Below are 14961 nucleotides of genomic sequence, written 5' to 3'. Positions count from 1 at the left end.
GGCACCTCGGCGTGGCTTGACCGATCGAGGCGTCAGGCCTTCCGGGGACGAACCTCCATGAACACGTATGGCGCGCCGGTTCCCGAGGGGACCGCATACACCGCATAGGACGCCTGCGGATCGTCGCCCATTCCCAAGGAGCCAGGTGGCATTCCCGGCACGGCCAGTCCTTGCACCAGCGGCCGCTCCTGCAACAGGCGTCGGACGGCCTCGAGCGGCACGTGTCCCTCGAGGTAGTATTCCTCGATGACGGCGGTGTGGCATCCCTGCACGTCGACCGGTATGCCCAACCGCACCTTGAGCGGTGCAAGGTCGTCCGTGTCGCGGGCGTCGACCGAAAATCCAGCTGCTGCCATAGCCTTCGACCATTCATGACAGCAGCCGCAGCTGGGATCCTTGTAGACCGTCATCTTCGCCGGGGCGGCGGCGCGACCTCCTCCGCCAATGAACACCAGGGCAGAGCCCGCCATTGCAATGAAACTTCTTCTTCTGTGCATCGTCTGCGCTCCTCGATGTCCTGCCGCCCGGATCGACCGACCCGGGGCGGCAGGAGGCGGTTATTTTACATTGGTGACGGTCAGCTTGCCATTCACACGCTCGGCAACGAACTCGACATTCGCGCCTTCTTTCAGTTTTTCGATCAGAGCCGGGTCTTCGACGCGGAAGACCATCGTCATCGCGGACATGTCGAGGTTCTTCAGATCCTCATGCTTGATGGTGACCTTCTTTGCCTTTGTGTCGACCTTGTTGACGACGCCCTTGGTGAACTCCTCGGCGAATGCGCCGAAGGCTGCGCTGGCGCAGAGCAGGGCGGCGAGGCCGATTTTGATCATTGCAGTTTTCATGTGTGTAGCTCCTTTGTTGCAGATTACTTGCCGGCGACGGTGACGTCGCCATGCATGCCGGCCTCGTAGTGACCGGGGATCAGGCAGGCGAACTTGAATTCGCCGTCGGTGGTGAACTTCCAGACGATCTCGCCGGATTGGCCAGCCGGAAGACGGATGGAGTTGGGGTCGGCATGTTCCATTTCCGGGAACTTCTCCATGACCTTCTTGTGCTCCAGGATCTTGTCTTCCTGATCGAGTACGAATTCGTGGTCGACGGTTCCGGCATTCTTGATCGCGATCTTCACCGTCTGCCCTTTGCGGACGTTGAAGGCTGCCGGGGTAAACAGCATCTTTCCGTCGTCGGTTTCCTTCATCGTGACGCGGATGGTCTGTGTCGCCTTGGCCTTGTCGCCGGGTTCTCCGATAGCCATCTTCTCGCCGTGGCCACCGGCATGATTGCCTGAGGCAAGTGCCGGCGACGCGAGTGCTGCGAGGGCCAGTGCCATGAGATAATTCTTCATCCGTAATTCCTTTCGATGTTGAGATTGGACCTCAGCCGTTTGTCGGCTTCGGCGTGATTTGTGTTTTCGCGTCTTTGGCCTTGGTCGCGTCCGGAAGTTCTCCGGTCCACTCCCAGGCCTGCGTTCCGGGCGGGTTTTCGTACCAGCCGGGATCTGAGTAATCGTCTGCCGAGATCCCCTCGCGGACCTTTACGACCGAGAACATACCGCCCATTTCGATCGGACCATGCGGCCCCCAGCCGGTCATCATCGGAACGGTGTTCTCGGGGATGGACATTTCCATTTCGCCCATGTCGGCCATGCCCTTGGTGCCCATGGGCATGTATTCTGGCTGCAGCTTCCTGATCTTTTCGGCGACCTTCGATTTGTCCGCACCGATGAAGGTTGGAATGTCATGACCCATGGCGTTCATCGTGTGGTGCGATTTGTGGCAATGGATCGCCCAGTCGCCGAGATACCTGGCGTCGAACTCGTAGGCACGCATCGCGCCGACGGGGATGTCGATGCTCACCTCCGGCCACCGCGCTTCCGGCCGCACCCAGCCGCCGTCGGTGCATGTCACCTCGAAATCATAGCCATGCATGTGGATCGGATGGTTGGTCATCGTCAGGTTGCCGACGCGGACGCGCACCCTGTCATTCTTCGACACGACGAGAGGGCTGATGTCCGGAAACACGCGGCTGTTCCAGCACCACATGTTGAAGTCGGTCATTTCCATGATCCGCGGCACGTAGGAGCCGGGGTCGATGTCGTAGGCGTTGAGCAGGAAGACGAAGTCTCGGTCGACGCGCATGAACTTGGGATCTTTCGGATGGATCACGAAGAAACCCATCATGCCCATCGCCATCTGCACCATCTCGTCGGAATGCGGGTGGTACATGAAGGTGCCGGATTTCACGAGGTCGAACTCGTAGACGTAGGTCTTGCCGACTGGAATATGTGGCTGCGTCAGGCCGCCGACGCCGTCCATGCCCGACGGCAGGATCATGCCGTGCCAGTGGATCGTCGTGTGCTCGGGCAGCTTGTTGGTGACGAAGATGCGGACGCGATCTCCCTCGACAGCCTCGATCGTCGGTCCCGGTGACTGTCCGTTGTAGCCCCACAGATAGGCGGTCATGCCGTCCGCCATCTCGCGTTCGACCGGTTCGGCGACGAGGTGGAATTCCTTGACGCCATTGTTCATCCGATGCGGCAGGGTCCAGCCGTTGAGGGTGACCACCGGCTGGTATTCCGGGCCGGAGCTAGGGTGGAGCGGCGGCTGCATGTCCGCCGATTCCATGGTCGGGGCCTCAGGCAGACCCATCGCCGAGGTCTTCGTCCAGGCGGCTGTGGTGAGCAGAGCGGCGCTGGCTCCAAAAAGTTGTCGTCTGTTGAACATGGTATGTCCTTTCTCAATGACCGCCGCCAGCGCTGCTTGCAGAAGCAGCGGCGACCTCGGTCTCTGCCGACGCCTTTGTCGCGCTGCCGCCGTAGATCGCAGGCGCCAGATCGGCTTCGGCCAGCCAGAAATCGCGCTTCGCGTTGACGGAGAGCAGGGTGGAGTTGATCTTGTCGCGGGTGTCTGTCAGCAGCTCGAAGGTGTTCGAGATCATGCCGTTGTAGGTCAGCAGGGATTCCTCCTCGACCTTGGTTCGCAGCGGCACGACGTTGTTGCGGTAGTGCCGCGCGATATCGTAGTTCGAGCGGTAAGCCTCGTAGGCGGAGCGTGCTTCCGAGCGGACGTTGACGGCTTTCTCTGCCAAGAGGTTCGCCGCCCGCATGTAGGCCAGCTCGGACTTGCGCATCCGGGCCTTGCCGGTGTCGAAGATCGGGATGGCGAACTCAAGCTCGACCTGCGCGGTGGTTCGCGTTTTCGTCTCGTCGTCCTCGATTTCCCGTTCCGTTTCGAAACCGGTCAGGATCTCGAGATCGGTCACATAGCGCGTCGCCTCGGTGAGACCGTAGGATCTGGCCGTGGCCTCAAGGTCGAGCTTGGCGATCTGCAGGTCGATGCGGTTCCTGAGAGCCTCGCTCTCGATGGTATCGCGTCTGACGACGGATTTGGGGAGCGGCGGCAGGCTGTTCGGGACCTGGTAGTCCAGATCGGAGCCCCAGAGGCCCATCAGCCGCGTCAGATTCTCCTTGGCGAGACGTGCCGATAGCCGAGCCTTCGCCGTCTCTCCGGCGAGTTCGGCGACGAACACATGTTCACGGGCTTGCGCGCCCTTGGCCATTGCACCTGTCTCGCCGAGTTTCTCGGCGAGTTCCGAGGCTGCGTCGGCAGTCGCCTGGGCGTGCTGGAGCTGCCCGACATTCTCCCATGAGGCGACCGCACCGATCCAGGCGCGCCGGGTGTCAGCGGCGACCTGAAGCGTCTTCACTGCCGCGAACAATTGCGCCTGCCGGAAGCGGGTGTCGGCGATCGCCATGTCCCTGTTCTTCGTGGCGAGCGCCAGGATGTTCGTCGTGATCATCCCTTCGATCGTTTTGAACGCCTGCAGTTCCGCAGTTCCGATCCCGGTCGTGCCGATGGAGACGGTCGGGTTGATGAACATGGTCGACTGCCAGGCGTCGGCGGCGCTGTCGCCAAGATCGGCATAGGCGGCCTGGAGGCCCTTGTTGTTGAGCAGCGCGATCTGGACGGCCGTCTCGACGTCGAGAGGTTTCGTTCGAGCAAGCAGGCTTTTGACCTGCGCGGCCGCCGATCGGGCCTGGTTCTGGTTCTGGATCCAGACGGTCTCTTTCGCCGTGACAATGGCGGTTTTGTTGGCAACGGAGGTGAAGCCCGCTTCCTTGCGGGAATAATCGGCGCTTGTAACGCAGCCGCTCAAGGCGAGAGGGAATGCCAGCGCCGCGATCAGTCTTGTGGTGCCGATCATGAGCCGTCTCCATTCATGGGAGACTGCAGATCGTTCTGTCTGCGCCAGGGTTTGGGATCGACCGGCTGGCGGGCGACGTAACCTGTGATCGGCGACCTGTATGCCGCCGGAAGCGCGGACGGCTGAACGACCGCAGTGGGAAACGCCACCACGTCGGGAGGAAGCGTGGATGCGCAGCCACCGACAACAAGCGGCAGCCCCACCACGAAAAACGAGGGTTTCATTTTGAAATATCCGAATAGGAGATAGCCTACAGGGCGCTCGCCCAGAAGCAGGCAAACGTCCGACTAGACCCGATCAAGCGGGTGCGTCTCTGTTCAGATATTCGGGGGACGGTGGAGGGGCGGCAGTTCGCCAAGGGTCGTCCGGTCGTCGATGAACTGCCGGATCGAGGTTACGACGGGTCCGCCGACATCCTGGCCTTCACAAATAATGCCGAGTCCGCCACAGAAATCCTTGCAGCATTCTTGCTTGACGGGCTTCGATACGCCATCTGCGTTACCGCCGGCCTCGCCCTGGGAATGGTCATGGACAACCATCTTCGTCATGTCATGGCCATCGTGATGCTGCATAGCATCGGTCTCGGACACGACCGCTGCCATTTCGGGGAACGAAGAGCCATGCATGGCGGCGCTTGCGTTCGAAAGCGAGTACCCCGCCAGTGATACGATGATCACCAGCCGTATCATCACGAGCAGCCTGCTCATTGCGATTCGGTACATCTTGCCCATTCCCAACGAACTACATGCAATGCAGCCCGATTTCAACTACGACTCATGTGTCTCCGATATTCGAGCCTTTTGTGTGGCTCGAACATCATCCCGTTCACGATCCTGGTGTTCGCCGCCAAGACCGGCCGCTATGTCGTGCTGACGCTGGCCACTCTAGAAATTCTCGGCTGACCGCTTCCGGCGCGAGAACACCATCCGGTCGACCGTTTCGTCACGGGCGACCAGCGTGTGCCAGGCCGCTGCTGCGAGGTGCAGCGCGACCATCGCCAGGATAATCCTCGACCCGATCACGTGATACGGCGCAATGGCGAACGAGAGATAGCTCGCGACGAACCCCATGCAGGCCTGTCCGATGATTGCGACGTAGAAGCCGTAGTGAAGCGCCTTCGCGCCCCGCCCGGCCCATGAATCCGGCCCGCTGGTTTCGGGCGGTTGAAGGAGACGAAGAACCAGCCGCACGCCCATCAGCAGGCCGATCACCATTCCGGCATAGTTATGAAGTTGGTGCTGGACGACGTCCCAATAGGATGGCGTGATACCCATGTGGACGGCGTGATGGGTTCTCTCGATGCTACCGCCGGTCAGATACTGGACCGGCACCATGAAGGCGACGAGCCAGTGAAGTCCTATCTGGGCGAGCGAGTAGCCACTCTTCATCGATCCTCTCCTAGCGAGAGGTGCAGACTAACCGGCGACAGTTAATGCTTTCTCATCGCCCGGTTGCAAAAAGATCTGAGTGCTACAGATCAACCGTCGATTGGAAGCTAGGGATGCGCCGGCCGCCTGATGGGCGCGCATCCGCCCTCTTGCTGCCCAGATAAAGACGGATATCGGGTCACTGCATCGGATATCCGTTGCAGCATCATGGTCACCAATCCGGGCGGCGTCGTCGATGAGATTAATAGCTGACGCGAACAAATTCGGACTGGTCGCCTTCATGGCGGCGGTCCTGATGATGGCGGCCGTGGCTTCTGCCGAGGAGGACGTTATCGCCATTCGGCAGGCGGACATGAAAGCCATGGCCGCAGCGGCAAAGACGATCTCCGGCATGTTCAAGGATTCGACGACCTACAAGGCCACCGAGTTCAAATGGGCGGCCGACACCATCCGCGACAGGTCTGGAGGCGTTCTCTCTGCACATTTCGCGTCCGCGGCCGACAGTCGGCAGTCGAAGGCCGGGCCGAACATCCTTAAGGAGCGCGACCGGTTCGACCGCATCGCCAGCGACCTGCGCGACTACGCCGTCGCGCTGGATGCCGCCGCGCAAAAGAACCCCGGGCCGATGCCTGCCAGCATGCGCATGAGGCCCGGAGAGGCCATGGGCGGCGGTCCTTTCGGCACTCACGTCCGCAACGAGCACGAACTGTCGGCGATGCCGGCGGAACACGCGTTCCACCTCATGCTGCAGACCTGCACGACCTGCCACACCCGGTTCAGAATGGAATGACGGCGGCCACTCGCCGCAACCTCGATCCAAAAATGCGCATGTCGACGAAAAGGTTCCAGGAAAACAACCGCATCCATCCATGCCGGATCCCTCTATGCGGCTCGCCGGCTCTTTCCAAATCGACGAGTCGCTCTAGCTTAAAGGGTACCTGACGAAAAGGAGAAACCTATGACCGACGCACCGAATACGGCGACCCCGGCGCGAAGAGTGTTGCGTGGCCGCCCCTACAGCATCGGCGAATTTGCCAGGAAATACCGGTTGGACGACAAGGAGGCAAAGCGCCTCTACGACAAGTTCGGCCCGTCGGCCACCGAACTCGACCTGTTGATGGCAGCAAAGCGGCGCCCGCCGGGCCTCCCGACCAATCTCGACGCCTGAAGGCGCCTCTATGAGTATCCGAACCGGAAGTTGCCTTTGCGGGGCGGTGGCCTATCGGGTGGAAGGCGAGCCGCTTCGCATCGGCCTCTGCCACTGCGCCGATTGCCGCAAATCGAGCGGCTCCGCCTTCGTCTTCTTTGCGGTCTGGCCGCGCCAGGCTTTTTCCCATAACGGCGAGATCGCCACTTTCTCCGGTCGCAGCTTCTGCCCCGCCTGCGGCGGCAGGCTTTTCTGCCTCAGGGAAGACGAGGCGGAAATTCGCCTGGGATCCCTGGACACTCCGCCGACCGACCTTGCGCCTGGCTATGAAGTCTGGATCAAGCGGCGTGAACCGTGGCTGCATCCTTTGCCCGGCGCGGATCAATTTGCTGAGGATGCGGATTGACCGACGGTTGCGCACCGAAACTTGACTTTTCTTACCAATATTTCATTTCCGCAATCCGCAATTCCGTGCCACTTCCGCGGCAACGCTAATGCCCGGTTCATCTGCGTTGTGATTATTTCGCTGCAGAGGCCGCAGGCGGCCACTGACGGATTGAGGACGACATGAACAAAATCGTAAGCGGCAGCGAAACCCGAGCAAAGACAGGCGCGGCGTCCGATCTCGCAGCGGTCCTTGCCGCGTCGGGACGGCAGGGCAAGCGCAGCCGCTGGCGCGGACGCCTGTTCATCCTGCTGATCCTCATCGCTGCCGCAGCCGTCGCCGCTTATTTCTATATGGGCCGCGGGCAAAGCGAAGTGAGCTATGCCACCCAGCCGGCAAAACGCGGTGACCTGACGGTCCTCGTCACCGCCACCGGCTCAGTGCAGCCGACCGAGCAGGTGGATATATCGAGCGAGCTTTCCGGCACGGTTCGCGACGTCAATGTCGATTACAACAGCACGGTCAAATCAGGCGAAGTGCTCGCTCTCCTCGATACCAACAAGCTCGAGGCCGATGTGAAGAGTTCGCGCGCCAAGCTCAATTCGGCCAAGGCGAACGTCGTCAAGGCCAATGCCGATATGCAATCGGCGAGCACCTCTCTCGAGCGGTTGAAGAGCCTCGTCAGGAGCAACGTTTCCACCCAGCAGAGCCTCGACGACGCCAGCTACAAATATGATTCCGCCGTCGCCGCCAAACAGATCAACGAGGCCGAGGTTCTCGCCTCGGAGGCCGACCTGCAGCTTGCCGAGGTCAATCTCGCCAAGGCGAAGATCATATCGCCGATCGACGGCGTCATCCTCACCCGCTCGGTCAATCCGGGCGCCACCGTCGCCGCCTCGCTGTCGGCGCCGATCCTTTTCACCATCGCCGGCGACCTGAAGAAGATGGAGCTGCAGGTTGATGTCGACGAGGCTGATGTCGGCCAGATCGCCGTCGGCCAGAAGGCGAAGTTCACGGTCGATGCCTATCCCGACCGGACCTTTCCCGCCGAGATCGAGCAGATCCGCTTCGCCTCCGAAGTAGTCAACAATGTCGTGACCTATAAGGCGGTCCTGTCGGTCGACAATGCCGACCTGCTGTTGCGCCCCGGCATGACGGCGACGGCCGACGTCACCGTCGAGGCCGTCAAGGACACGCTGATGGTGCCGAACGCCGCGCTGCGCTACGCCCCGGCGCAGGCCGAAAGGCGCGGCCGCGGCATTTTCGGCATCTTCGGCCCGCCACGCCAGCGCAACAACAATGCCGGTTCGGCGCTGACGGGCACACAACGCCGCGTCTGGGTGCTGCGTAACGGCCGGCCAGTGCCTGTTATCATCCAGGTCGGCTCATCCGACGGCCAGTTCACCCAGGTCGTCTCCGGCGACCTCAAGCAAGACGACGCACTGGTGACCGACGCCACGACGCGTGCGAACTAGGCGGAGAGACGGATGACAAGCCCGCCGCTCATCGAATTCAGGCAGGTCTCGAAAGTCTACGGCGAGGGCGAGGCGGCGATCCGCGCGCTCGACCACGTCGACCTGGCGATCAACGCCCATGAATTCGTCGCGATCATGGGGCCGTCAGGCTCCGGCAAGTCGACGGCGATGAACATCCTCGGCTGCCTCGACGTACCGAGCGCCGGCGATTACATCTTCGAGGGCATTCCGACCAGCGGCTTCGACCGCAGCCAGCTGACGCTGCTGCGCCGCCATATGCTCGGCTTCGTCTTCCAGGGCTTCAACCTCCTGTCGCGCACCTCGGCCGTCGAAAATGTCGAATTGCCGCTGATCTATCGCGGCATGGCGGTGCGCGAGCGGCGCGAACGGGCCCGGGAAGCCTTGGCGCTGGTCGGTCTCACCGGCCGCGAACATCACAAGACACAGGAACTGTCAGGCGGCCAGCAACAGCGCGTCGCCATTGCCCGCGCCATCGTCACCGAGCCGGCGCTGCTGCTCGCCGATGAGCCCACCGGCAATCTCGACACGAAGACCAGCGTCGAGATCATGGACCTGATGACGCGGCTGAACCGCGAGCAGGGCATCACCATCGTCATGGTGACCCACGAACCCGATATCGCCGCCTATGCGCAGCGGCTGCTGCGGTTCGTCGACGGCAAGCTGGAGACGGAAGTCGAGCACCGGAGGAGGGCGGATCATGTTCTTTGAGACGCTGAAGCTGGCGCTGCGGGCCATCAGCCGCAACATGCTGCGCTCGTTCCTGACCGTGCTCGGCGTCGTCATCGGCGTTGCCGCTGTCATCGCGCTGGTGACGATCGGCAACGGCACCACCGCGCAAGTCTCGACCGAGTTGTCGCGGCTCGGCACCAACATGCTCTTCGTCCGTCCCGGCCAGTTCGGCCCCGGCCGGGCTAGCTCCGAGGCCAAGCGCTTCAGCGTCAAGGACGTCGCTGCCATCCGCGACCAGATCGGCGGTCTGAGGGCCGTGGCGCCGCTCAACCAGTCGACGGCGACGGTGATTTTCGGCGGCCAGAACCATTCGACCAGCGTCTCCGGCACCACCAACGACTATTTCATCGCACAGGACTGGAACCTGGCGCTTGGCCGCAATTTTCTCCCCGCCGAGGAACGCGGCCAGGCGCGCTGCATCATCGGCGAAACGGTGCGCTCGCAGCTTTTCGGCAGCGCCGACCCCACCGGCCAGCAGATCCGCGTCGGGAAGGTCTCATGCCCCGTCATCGGCGTGCTGGCCAAGCGCGGCCAATCCGGCATGGGCAATGACCAGGACGATGTGGTCATCATGCCGGTCAAGGTGTTTCAGCGGCGCATCAGCGGCAACAGCAACGTGCCGCAGATCATCATCTCGGCGCGCGACGGCGTCTCCACAGCCAAGGTGCAGTCCGATGTTGAAAATCTCCTGCGCGAACGCCGCAAGATCGTGCCCGGCCGCCAGGACGATTTCAACGTCAACGACATGACCCAGATCGCCGAGGCGATGACCGGCACGACGACGCTGCTGACCGGCCTGCTCGGCGCCGTCGCTGCGATCAGCCTGCTCGTCGGCGGCATCGGCATCATGAACATCATGCTGGTCTCCGTCACCGAGCGCACCCGTGAGATCGGCATCCGCCTGGCGATCGGCGCGCTTGAAAGCCAGGTGCTCACCCAGTTCCTCGTCGAGGCGGTGGCGCTGTCGCTGTTCGGCGGCATCACCGGCATCATACTGGGCCTCGGTCTCGGCTTCGGCACCGTGACGCTCCTGAAAGTCCCTTTCGTCTTCAGCCCGCTCATGGTCGCCGTCGCCTTCCTCTTCTCAGCGGCGATCGGCATGATTTTCGGCTATTTCCCGGCGAGAAGGGCCGCGCAGTTGAATCCCATCGAGGCGTTGCGGCACGAATAATGCGCCGTGGCGAAACGCGTGATGTCCCTCTACTCTTGTCAATCGAATGCAAGCGCAATCGGAGGGTACCATCATGCCGCTCAACAGGCTGGTGATCTATGCTGGGAATGTCGAGGAAACGGCGCGGTTTTATGAGAAGCACTTCGGTTTCAAGGCGACCAGCCTGCCTGGCGACAGGATCATTGAACTGGTCGCTCAGGACGGCGGTGCGAATATCATGCTGCACCAGGCCGCCAAGGGCCAGCGGAGCGGCCAATCCACCGTCAAGTTGGTCTTCGACGTGGAGGATGTCGAGGATTTTTGCAGCCGTTGTGCGGAGAATGGCCTGGAGTTCGGTGCCATCCATAACGCCGATGGCTATCAGTTCGCCAATGCAAAAGACCCATGTCAAAATTCGATCTCGGTTTCCAGCCGGGCGTTCCGCAAGGAGTGATCGAGGGAAAGTGCCGGCCTGAGGAAACAGCCGACGCGCCTTGCCTCTGTAGGCGAGGGGAGTTTGGCGAGAAAGCCAACCGCACTCTCCGTCCTCCTCGGCCTTGAGCCGAGGACCTATGCCGCGGTTGCTGATGGATGCGTGGTGGGTTGCTCGGCTCAAGGCCGAGCACGACGGAGAGTGGGGTGGTCGGCAGGAGCCATTGACGGCGTAGACGCCCGCGCCTGCAATGCCATTCGCCGATTTCAGCAGCCTCGCGAATGTTATCTATCTGTCTCTATTCTGATATTTCGGTGCCGACTTGTCTTCGGTTTTTGACCGTGCCACTATGTGATATATCAGAATTGGCGACGGAGTTCCTTATTGCAGACTTCACAGAGCCATCTTGCCTATCTGGCGCTGGAGCATCTGATCGTCACGCTGGCGCTGAAGCCTGGCGCGCTTGTCACTGAAAAACAGCTGATCGATATGGCGGGCCACGGGCGTACGCCGGTGCGCGAGGCGATCCAGAAGCTCGCCTGGCAGGGGCTGATCCTGGTCAAGCCGCGCGTCGGGCTGCAGGTCGCCGAGATCGCGCCGGAGGATCATGGCAATGTCATGCAGGTGCGCCGCGAGCTGGAGCCGATCGCAGCGGGCCTCGTTGCCGAACATGCGAGCGACGAGCAGCGCGCGCGCCTCATCGATTGCGCCGGCGCGATGGAGGAATGCGCCGTCACCGGCGATCTCGCCGGCTTCTTCGCTGCCGACAAGGCCTTCGACGAAATCCTTGAAGATGCCTGCCCGAACGGCTTCATCACGGCAGCACTCGGCCCGGTGCAGACGCATTCACGTCGCCTCTGGTACTCGAAGGCAAGCCCGGAGCGCATGGATCGCGCCATTGCCCTGCATGTCGCCGTCATTCGCGCCATCCATCAGGGCAGGCCGGATGAAGCGCGTACCACCATGGCGGTGCTGATCGATTACCTCAGCCAGACCCCTGCATAATTCTTTAAACCGAAATCGGTTTAAGGAATTATGCAGCATTCAAAGCGCTACAGCGTCCTTTGCGCGTCTGAAAGACGCGCGGCGCTGTAGAAACGGCTCCGTTTCCGGAGCCGCCATAGGTCTGATTGTCAGAAATGCTTTAGCCGACGAAAGCGCGCTCGATGACGAATTCGGCAGGCTTGCTGTTGGCGCCTTCATCGAGGCCGGCCTTCTCGAGCAGTTCCTTGGTATCCTTCAGCATCGCCGAGGAACCGCAGATCATGCCGCGGTCGATCGCCGGGTCGAGCGGCGGCACGCCGAGATCGGTGAACAGCTTGCCGGAAGAAATCAGGTCGGTGATGCGGCCGCGATATTCGAAATCCTCGCGCGTGACTGTCGGGTAGTGGCGCAGCTTGTCGCCGACGACTTCCTTCAGCAACTCGTCATTCTGGATCTCGTGCACGAGGTCGAAACCGTATTTCAGCTCGGCGACATCGCGTGTCGTATGGGTGAGAATGACTTCCTCGAACTTCTCATAGGTCTCGGGATCGCGGATCAGGCTGGCGAAAGGCGCAATGCCCGTTCCTGTCGAGAACATGTAGAGACGACGGCCGGGCGTCAGCGCATCGAGCACCAGCGTGCCCGTCGGCTTCTTGCGCATCAGCACCTGGTCGCCCGGCTTGATCGCCTGCAGATGGGAAGTGAGCGGACCGTCCGGCACCTTGATCGAGAAGAATTCAAGCTCTTCGGCCCATGCGGGGCTGGCGATCGAATAGGCGCGGAACACCGGCTTGCCCTCGACCATCAGGCCGATCATCGCGAATTCGCCGGAACGGAAACGGAAGCCTTGCGGCCGGGTCATCGTGAAGCGGAAGAGCCGGTCGGTATAGTGCGTGACATCGAGCACCGTCTCGGCGTAGACGCCGGCGGGGATGGACGAGGCGAAGTCTTCGGTCTTTGCAGGCGCGTTCATTTCGGTAGCGGATCCCGTTTCGTCGGATGAACTGTCGGATGCGAGCGAGATATTACAAATCCGGCCGGAATTAAAGGCATTCCATTCCACGCGACGCTTCTAAAGGGAAATATGCATGTCATTGTCAGGATTCAATGGCTGGCGGGTAATGTCGTATTTCCCGCTGGCGAAGCCCGGCAAAGGATGCATATTAGAGCAGCACGCCGGAAACACATGCCGATTTTCGGCAAAAACGGTGCGACAACAAAGACCTACGGCGTCGAACCCGATTCAGCAACAGGGTCCGGCGATGGTGGCGAAAAAAAGATGCTTGCCGGGGCGAGCGCGACAGGGCGGTCGGGGGAATATGAAGATTTTCAACTACAAGCGTGTTCCTTATGCGGAGATGCGCGCCTTTTCCGTCCATATCCTGACGGCATCCGGCTCCTTCCTTGCCTTTCTCGGCGTCGTTGCCGCCGCCGAGCACCGCTTCATCGACATGTTCTGGTGGCTGGGACTTGCCCTTCTCGTCGACGGCATAGACGGGCCGATCGCCCGCAAGGTGCGCGTCAAGGAAGTGCTGCCGAACTGGTCGGGCGATACGCTCGACAATATCATTGATTACGTCACCTATGTGCTTCTGCCGGCCTTCGCGCTCTATCAGAGCGGCATGATCGGCGAGCCCTGGTCCTTCGTCGCCGCCGGCATGATCGTCGTATCCAGCGCTATCTACTATGCCGATATGGGCATGAAGACGGACGAGTATTTCTTCTCCGGCTTCCCCGTCGTCTGGAACATGATCGTCTTCACGCTGTTCGTCATTGATGCCAGCGCCACGACGGCGCTCACTGTTGTCATCGTTTCGGTGGTGCTGACCTTTCTGCCGATCAATTTCCTCCACCCGGTCCGGGTCAAAAGGCTGCGCCCGCTCAATCTCGGCGTCTTTTTCCTGTGGTCGGCGCTGGGGATTTTTTCGCTGCTGATGCATTTCGACACACCCGAATGGGCGCTCATTCTCTTCATCGTGACCGGCGCCTATCTTTACGTCATCGGCGCGGTGCTGCAATTCTTCCCCGCCCTTGGACGCGAAGCATAGGACAGGCAAGATGAGCAAAACGCAGGCGGTTTCATTTTCGAGGACGGGCGGGCCGGAGGTTTTCGACTATGTCGAGATCGATCTTCCCTCGCCCTCGGCGGGTGAGGTGCAGATCAGCCAGGCGGCGGTCGGTCTCAATTTCATCGACATCTATTTCCGCAACGGCACCTACAAGACGCCGCATCTGCCCTTCGTCACCGGCAAGGAGGGCGCCGGCACCGTGACATCGGTTGGCCCCGGCGTCGAGGATTTCAAGGTCGGCGACCGTGTCGCCTATGCCAGCGCCGACGGCGCCTATAGCGCCGAACGCAATGTCGAGACGCGGCATCTGGTGCATGTGCCTGATGGCATAGAGCTGGAGACCGCAGCGGCGATGATGCTGAAGGGCATGACCGCCGAATACCTCTTGAACCGCACCTTCAAGGTCGGCCCGCAGACGGTCCTGCTGTTCCACGCCGCTGCCGGCGGCGTCGGCCTGATCGCCGGCCAATGGGCAAAGGCGCTCGGCGCCACCGTCATCGGCACGGCGGGGTCGCAAGACAAGATCGAGCTGGCGCTCGCCCATGGCTACGACCATGTGATCAACTACAAGAGCGACAGCTTCGTCGACCGTGTCCGCGAAATCACCGGCGGCAAGGGCGTGGATGTCGTCTACGATTCGATCGGCCGCGATACTTTTCCACAGTCGCTCGATTGTCTGAAGCCTCGCGGCCTTTTTGCCTCCTTCGGCCAATCTTCCGGTCCGATCGAGAATTTCACCCTTGCGGCTTTGGCGCAGAGGGGCTCGCTCTTTGCGACGCGGCCGACGCTCTTCACCTATATCGCCGCGCGCCAGGAACTGATCGACAGCGCCAAAGCGCTATTTGATATTGTGCAAAGCAACAAAGTGCGTATCAATATCAATCAAACCTATCCGTTGCGTGAGGTTGGGCAGGCTCACGCGGATCTGGAAACAAGAAAAACAACAGGAACGACGCTGCTGATTCCATGAGATC

The 14961-nt window shown here is 61.3% G+C and carries 19 protein-coding genes; 10 read left to right on the top strand and 9 right to left on the bottom strand.

The features are described 5' to 3' along the window. Positions 1-32: 32 nt before the first annotated feature. From G9X64_RS22300 to G9X64_RS22265, 8 genes are all read right to left on the bottom strand, one after another. Positions 33-497, bottom strand: a complete 465-nt coding sequence (locus tag G9X64_RS22300) for a DUF411 domain-containing protein (protein ID WP_168316935.1) — start codon at positions 495-497, stop codon at positions 33-35. Between the two features lie 60 nt (positions 498-557). After that, entirely contained in the window at positions 558-845 is a 288-nt protein-coding gene (locus G9X64_RS22295) for a copper-binding protein (RefSeq protein WP_171377401.1), read from the bottom strand. Between the two features lie 23 nt (positions 846-868). Continuing rightward, positions 869-1348, bottom strand: a complete 480-nt coding sequence (locus G9X64_RS22290) for a cupredoxin domain-containing protein (protein ID WP_168311882.1) — start codon at positions 1346-1348, stop codon at positions 869-871. A 31-nt stretch (positions 1349-1379) separates the two neighbouring features. Beyond that, positions 1380-2726, bottom strand: a complete 1347-nt coding sequence (locus tag G9X64_RS22285) for a multicopper oxidase family protein (RefSeq protein ID WP_171377400.1) — start codon at positions 2724-2726, stop codon at positions 1380-1382. Positions 2727-2739: 13 nt separating this feature from the next. Further along, entirely contained in the window at positions 2740-4206 is a 1467-nt protein-coding gene (locus G9X64_RS22280; protein WP_171377399.1) for a TolC family protein, read from the bottom strand. Next, positions 4203-4430 (bottom strand): hypothetical protein, encoded by a 228-nt coding sequence (locus G9X64_RS22275; RefSeq protein ID WP_168311885.1) that lies wholly within the window; start codon positions 4428-4430, stop codon positions 4203-4205. Before G9X64_RS22275 ends, G9X64_RS22280 begins: the two co-directional genes overlap by 4 nt. A gap of 93 nt (positions 4431-4523) precedes the next feature. Then, entirely contained in the window at positions 4524-4928 is a 405-nt protein-coding gene (locus G9X64_RS22270) for a hypothetical protein (RefSeq protein ID WP_168311944.1), read from the bottom strand. Positions 4929-5090: 162 nt separating this feature from the next. Continuing rightward, on the bottom strand, positions 5091-5594 hold the full coding sequence (locus G9X64_RS22265) for a cytochrome b (RefSeq protein WP_168311886.1): 504 nt from the start codon (positions 5592-5594) through the stop codon (positions 5091-5093). 235 nt (positions 5595-5829) lie between these two features. On the opposite strand from G9X64_RS22265, the gene G9X64_RS22260 reads away from it, so the two are divergent. The 8 genes from G9X64_RS22260 to G9X64_RS22225 all read left to right on the top strand — a co-directional run bounded on the left by G9X64_RS22260 (position 5830) and on the right by G9X64_RS22225 (position 11939). Then, positions 5830-6384, top strand: a complete 555-nt coding sequence (locus tag G9X64_RS22260; protein ID WP_168311887.1) for a cytochrome c — start codon at positions 5830-5832, stop codon at positions 6382-6384. Between the two features lie 168 nt (positions 6385-6552). Continuing rightward, positions 6553-6762: a hypothetical protein gene (locus tag G9X64_RS22255; protein ID WP_003539563.1), complete on the top strand. Its 210-nt coding sequence runs from the start codon at positions 6553-6555 to the stop codon at positions 6760-6762. A 10-nt stretch (positions 6763-6772) separates the two neighbouring features. Then, the gene (locus tag G9X64_RS22250; protein ID WP_171377397.1) at positions 6773-7147 is read left to right on the top strand and encodes a GFA family protein; all 375 of its coding nucleotides are present in this window, start codon (positions 6773-6775) and stop codon (positions 7145-7147) included. 161 nt (positions 7148-7308) lie between these two features. Then, a complete protein-coding gene (locus G9X64_RS22245; protein WP_168311889.1) occupies positions 7309-8601 on the top strand; it encodes an efflux RND transporter periplasmic adaptor subunit in 1293 nt (430 codons plus the stop codon). A gap of 12 nt (positions 8602-8613) precedes the next feature. Further along, positions 8614-9330 carry an ABC transporter ATP-binding protein gene (locus tag G9X64_RS22240; protein ID WP_168328372.1) on the top strand — a complete coding sequence of 239 codons (717 nt, stop codon included), beginning with the start codon at positions 8614-8616 and terminating at the stop codon, positions 9328-9330. After that, a complete protein-coding gene (locus G9X64_RS22235; RefSeq protein WP_131622661.1) occupies positions 9320-10522 on the top strand; it encodes an ABC transporter permease in 1203 nt (400 codons plus the stop codon). The genes G9X64_RS22240 and G9X64_RS22235 overlap by 11 nt, the downstream gene beginning before the upstream one ends. 73 nt (positions 10523-10595) lie before the next feature. Continuing rightward, positions 10596-10955 carry a VOC family protein gene (locus G9X64_RS22230; protein ID WP_171377396.1) on the top strand — a complete coding sequence of 120 codons (360 nt, stop codon included), beginning with the start codon at positions 10596-10598 and terminating at the stop codon, positions 10953-10955. Positions 10956-11318: 363 nt separating this feature from the next. Next, the gene (locus G9X64_RS22225) at positions 11319-11939 is read left to right on the top strand and encodes a GntR family transcriptional regulator (RefSeq protein ID WP_168311892.1); all 621 of its coding nucleotides are present in this window, start codon (positions 11319-11321) and stop codon (positions 11937-11939) included. A gap of 139 nt (positions 11940-12078) precedes the next feature. On the opposite strand, the gene G9X64_RS22220 is transcribed toward G9X64_RS22225, so the two are convergent. Continuing rightward, entirely contained in the window at positions 12079-12891 is an 813-nt protein-coding gene (locus G9X64_RS22220; RefSeq protein WP_020049885.1) for a ferredoxin--NADP reductase, read from the bottom strand. A 346-nt stretch (positions 12892-13237) separates the two neighbouring features. Here G9X64_RS22220 and pcsA point away from each other — a divergent pair, with 346 nt between their 5' ends. Continuing rightward, positions 13238-13966: a phosphatidylcholine synthase gene (gene pcsA, locus G9X64_RS22215; protein WP_012757415.1), complete on the top strand. Its 729-nt coding sequence runs from the start codon at positions 13238-13240 to the stop codon at positions 13964-13966. A gap of 10 nt (positions 13967-13976) precedes the next feature. Further along, complete coding sequence (locus G9X64_RS22210; RefSeq protein WP_168311893.1) at positions 13977-14957, top strand: quinone oxidoreductase family protein; 981 nt, start codon at positions 13977-13979, stop codon at positions 14955-14957. The last annotated feature ends 4 nt before the right edge of the window (positions 14958-14961 follow it).

The organism is Rhizobium sophorae, from assembly GCF_013087515.1.
Lineage (GTDB): Bacteria > Pseudomonadota > Alphaproteobacteria > Rhizobiales > Rhizobiaceae > Rhizobium > Rhizobium sophorae.
This window is presented reverse-complemented; position numbering and strand designations above follow the sequence as displayed.

What these genes read in the sequence shown, in the direction of transcription:
- G9X64_RS22265 (WP_168311886.1), bottom strand. Translation starts at nt 5,594, where the DNA reads ATGAAGAGTGGCTACTCGCTCGCCCAGATAGGACTTCACTGGCTCGTC.
- G9X64_RS22275 (WP_168311885.1), bottom strand. Translation starts at nt 4,430, where the DNA reads ATGAAACCCTCGTTTTTCGTGGTGGGGCTGCCGCTTGTTGTCGGTGGC.
- G9X64_RS22210 (WP_168311893.1), top strand. Translation starts at nt 13,977, where the DNA reads ATGAGCAAAACGCAGGCGGTTTCATTTTCGAGGACGGGCGGGCCGGAG.
- G9X64_RS22255 (WP_003539563.1), top strand. Translation starts at nt 6,553, where the DNA reads ATGACCGACGCACCGAATACGGCGACCCCGGCGCGAAGAGTGTTGCGT.
- G9X64_RS22290 (WP_168311882.1), bottom strand. Translation starts at nt 1,348, where the DNA reads ATGAAGAATTATCTCATGGCACTGGCCCTCGCAGCACTCGCGTCGCCG.
- G9X64_RS22260 (WP_168311887.1), top strand. Translation starts at nt 5,830, where the DNA reads ATGAGATTAATAGCTGACGCGAACAAATTCGGACTGGTCGCCTTCATG.
- G9X64_RS22280 (WP_171377399.1), bottom strand. Translation starts at nt 4,206, where the DNA reads ATGATCGGCACCACAAGACTGATCGCGGCGCTGGCATTCCCTCTCGCC.
- G9X64_RS22295 (WP_171377401.1), bottom strand. Translation starts at nt 845, where the DNA reads ATGAAAACTGCAATGATCAAAATCGGCCTCGCCGCCCTGCTCTGCGCC.
- G9X64_RS22245 (WP_168311889.1), top strand. Translation starts at nt 7,309, where the DNA reads ATGAACAAAATCGTAAGCGGCAGCGAAACCCGAGCAAAGACAGGCGCG.
- G9X64_RS22220 (WP_020049885.1), bottom strand. Translation starts at nt 12,891, where the DNA reads ATGAACGCGCCTGCAAAGACCGAAGACTTCGCCTCGTCCATCCCCGCC.
- G9X64_RS22240 (WP_168328372.1), top strand. Translation starts at nt 8,614, where the DNA reads ATGACAAGCCCGCCGCTCATCGAATTCAGGCAGGTCTCGAAAGTCTAC.
- G9X64_RS22250 (WP_171377397.1), top strand. Translation starts at nt 6,773, where the DNA reads ATGAGTATCCGAACCGGAAGTTGCCTTTGCGGGGCGGTGGCCTATCGG.
- pcsA (WP_012757415.1), top strand. Translation starts at nt 13,238, where the DNA reads ATGAAGATTTTCAACTACAAGCGTGTTCCTTATGCGGAGATGCGCGCC.
- G9X64_RS22230 (WP_171377396.1), top strand. Translation starts at nt 10,596, where the DNA reads ATGCCGCTCAACAGGCTGGTGATCTATGCTGGGAATGTCGAGGAAACG.
- G9X64_RS22235 (WP_131622661.1), top strand. Translation starts at nt 9,320, where the DNA reads ATGTTCTTTGAGACGCTGAAGCTGGCGCTGCGGGCCATCAGCCGCAAC.
- G9X64_RS22285 (WP_171377400.1), bottom strand. Translation starts at nt 2,726, where the DNA reads ATGTTCAACAGACGACAACTTTTTGGAGCCAGCGCCGCTCTGCTCACC.
- G9X64_RS22270 (WP_168311944.1), bottom strand. Translation starts at nt 4,928, where the DNA reads ATGTACCGAATCGCAATGAGCAGGCTGCTCGTGATGATACGGCTGGTG.
- G9X64_RS22300 (WP_168316935.1), bottom strand. Translation starts at nt 497, where the DNA reads ATGCACAGAAGAAGAAGTTTCATTGCAATGGCGGGCTCTGCCCTGGTG.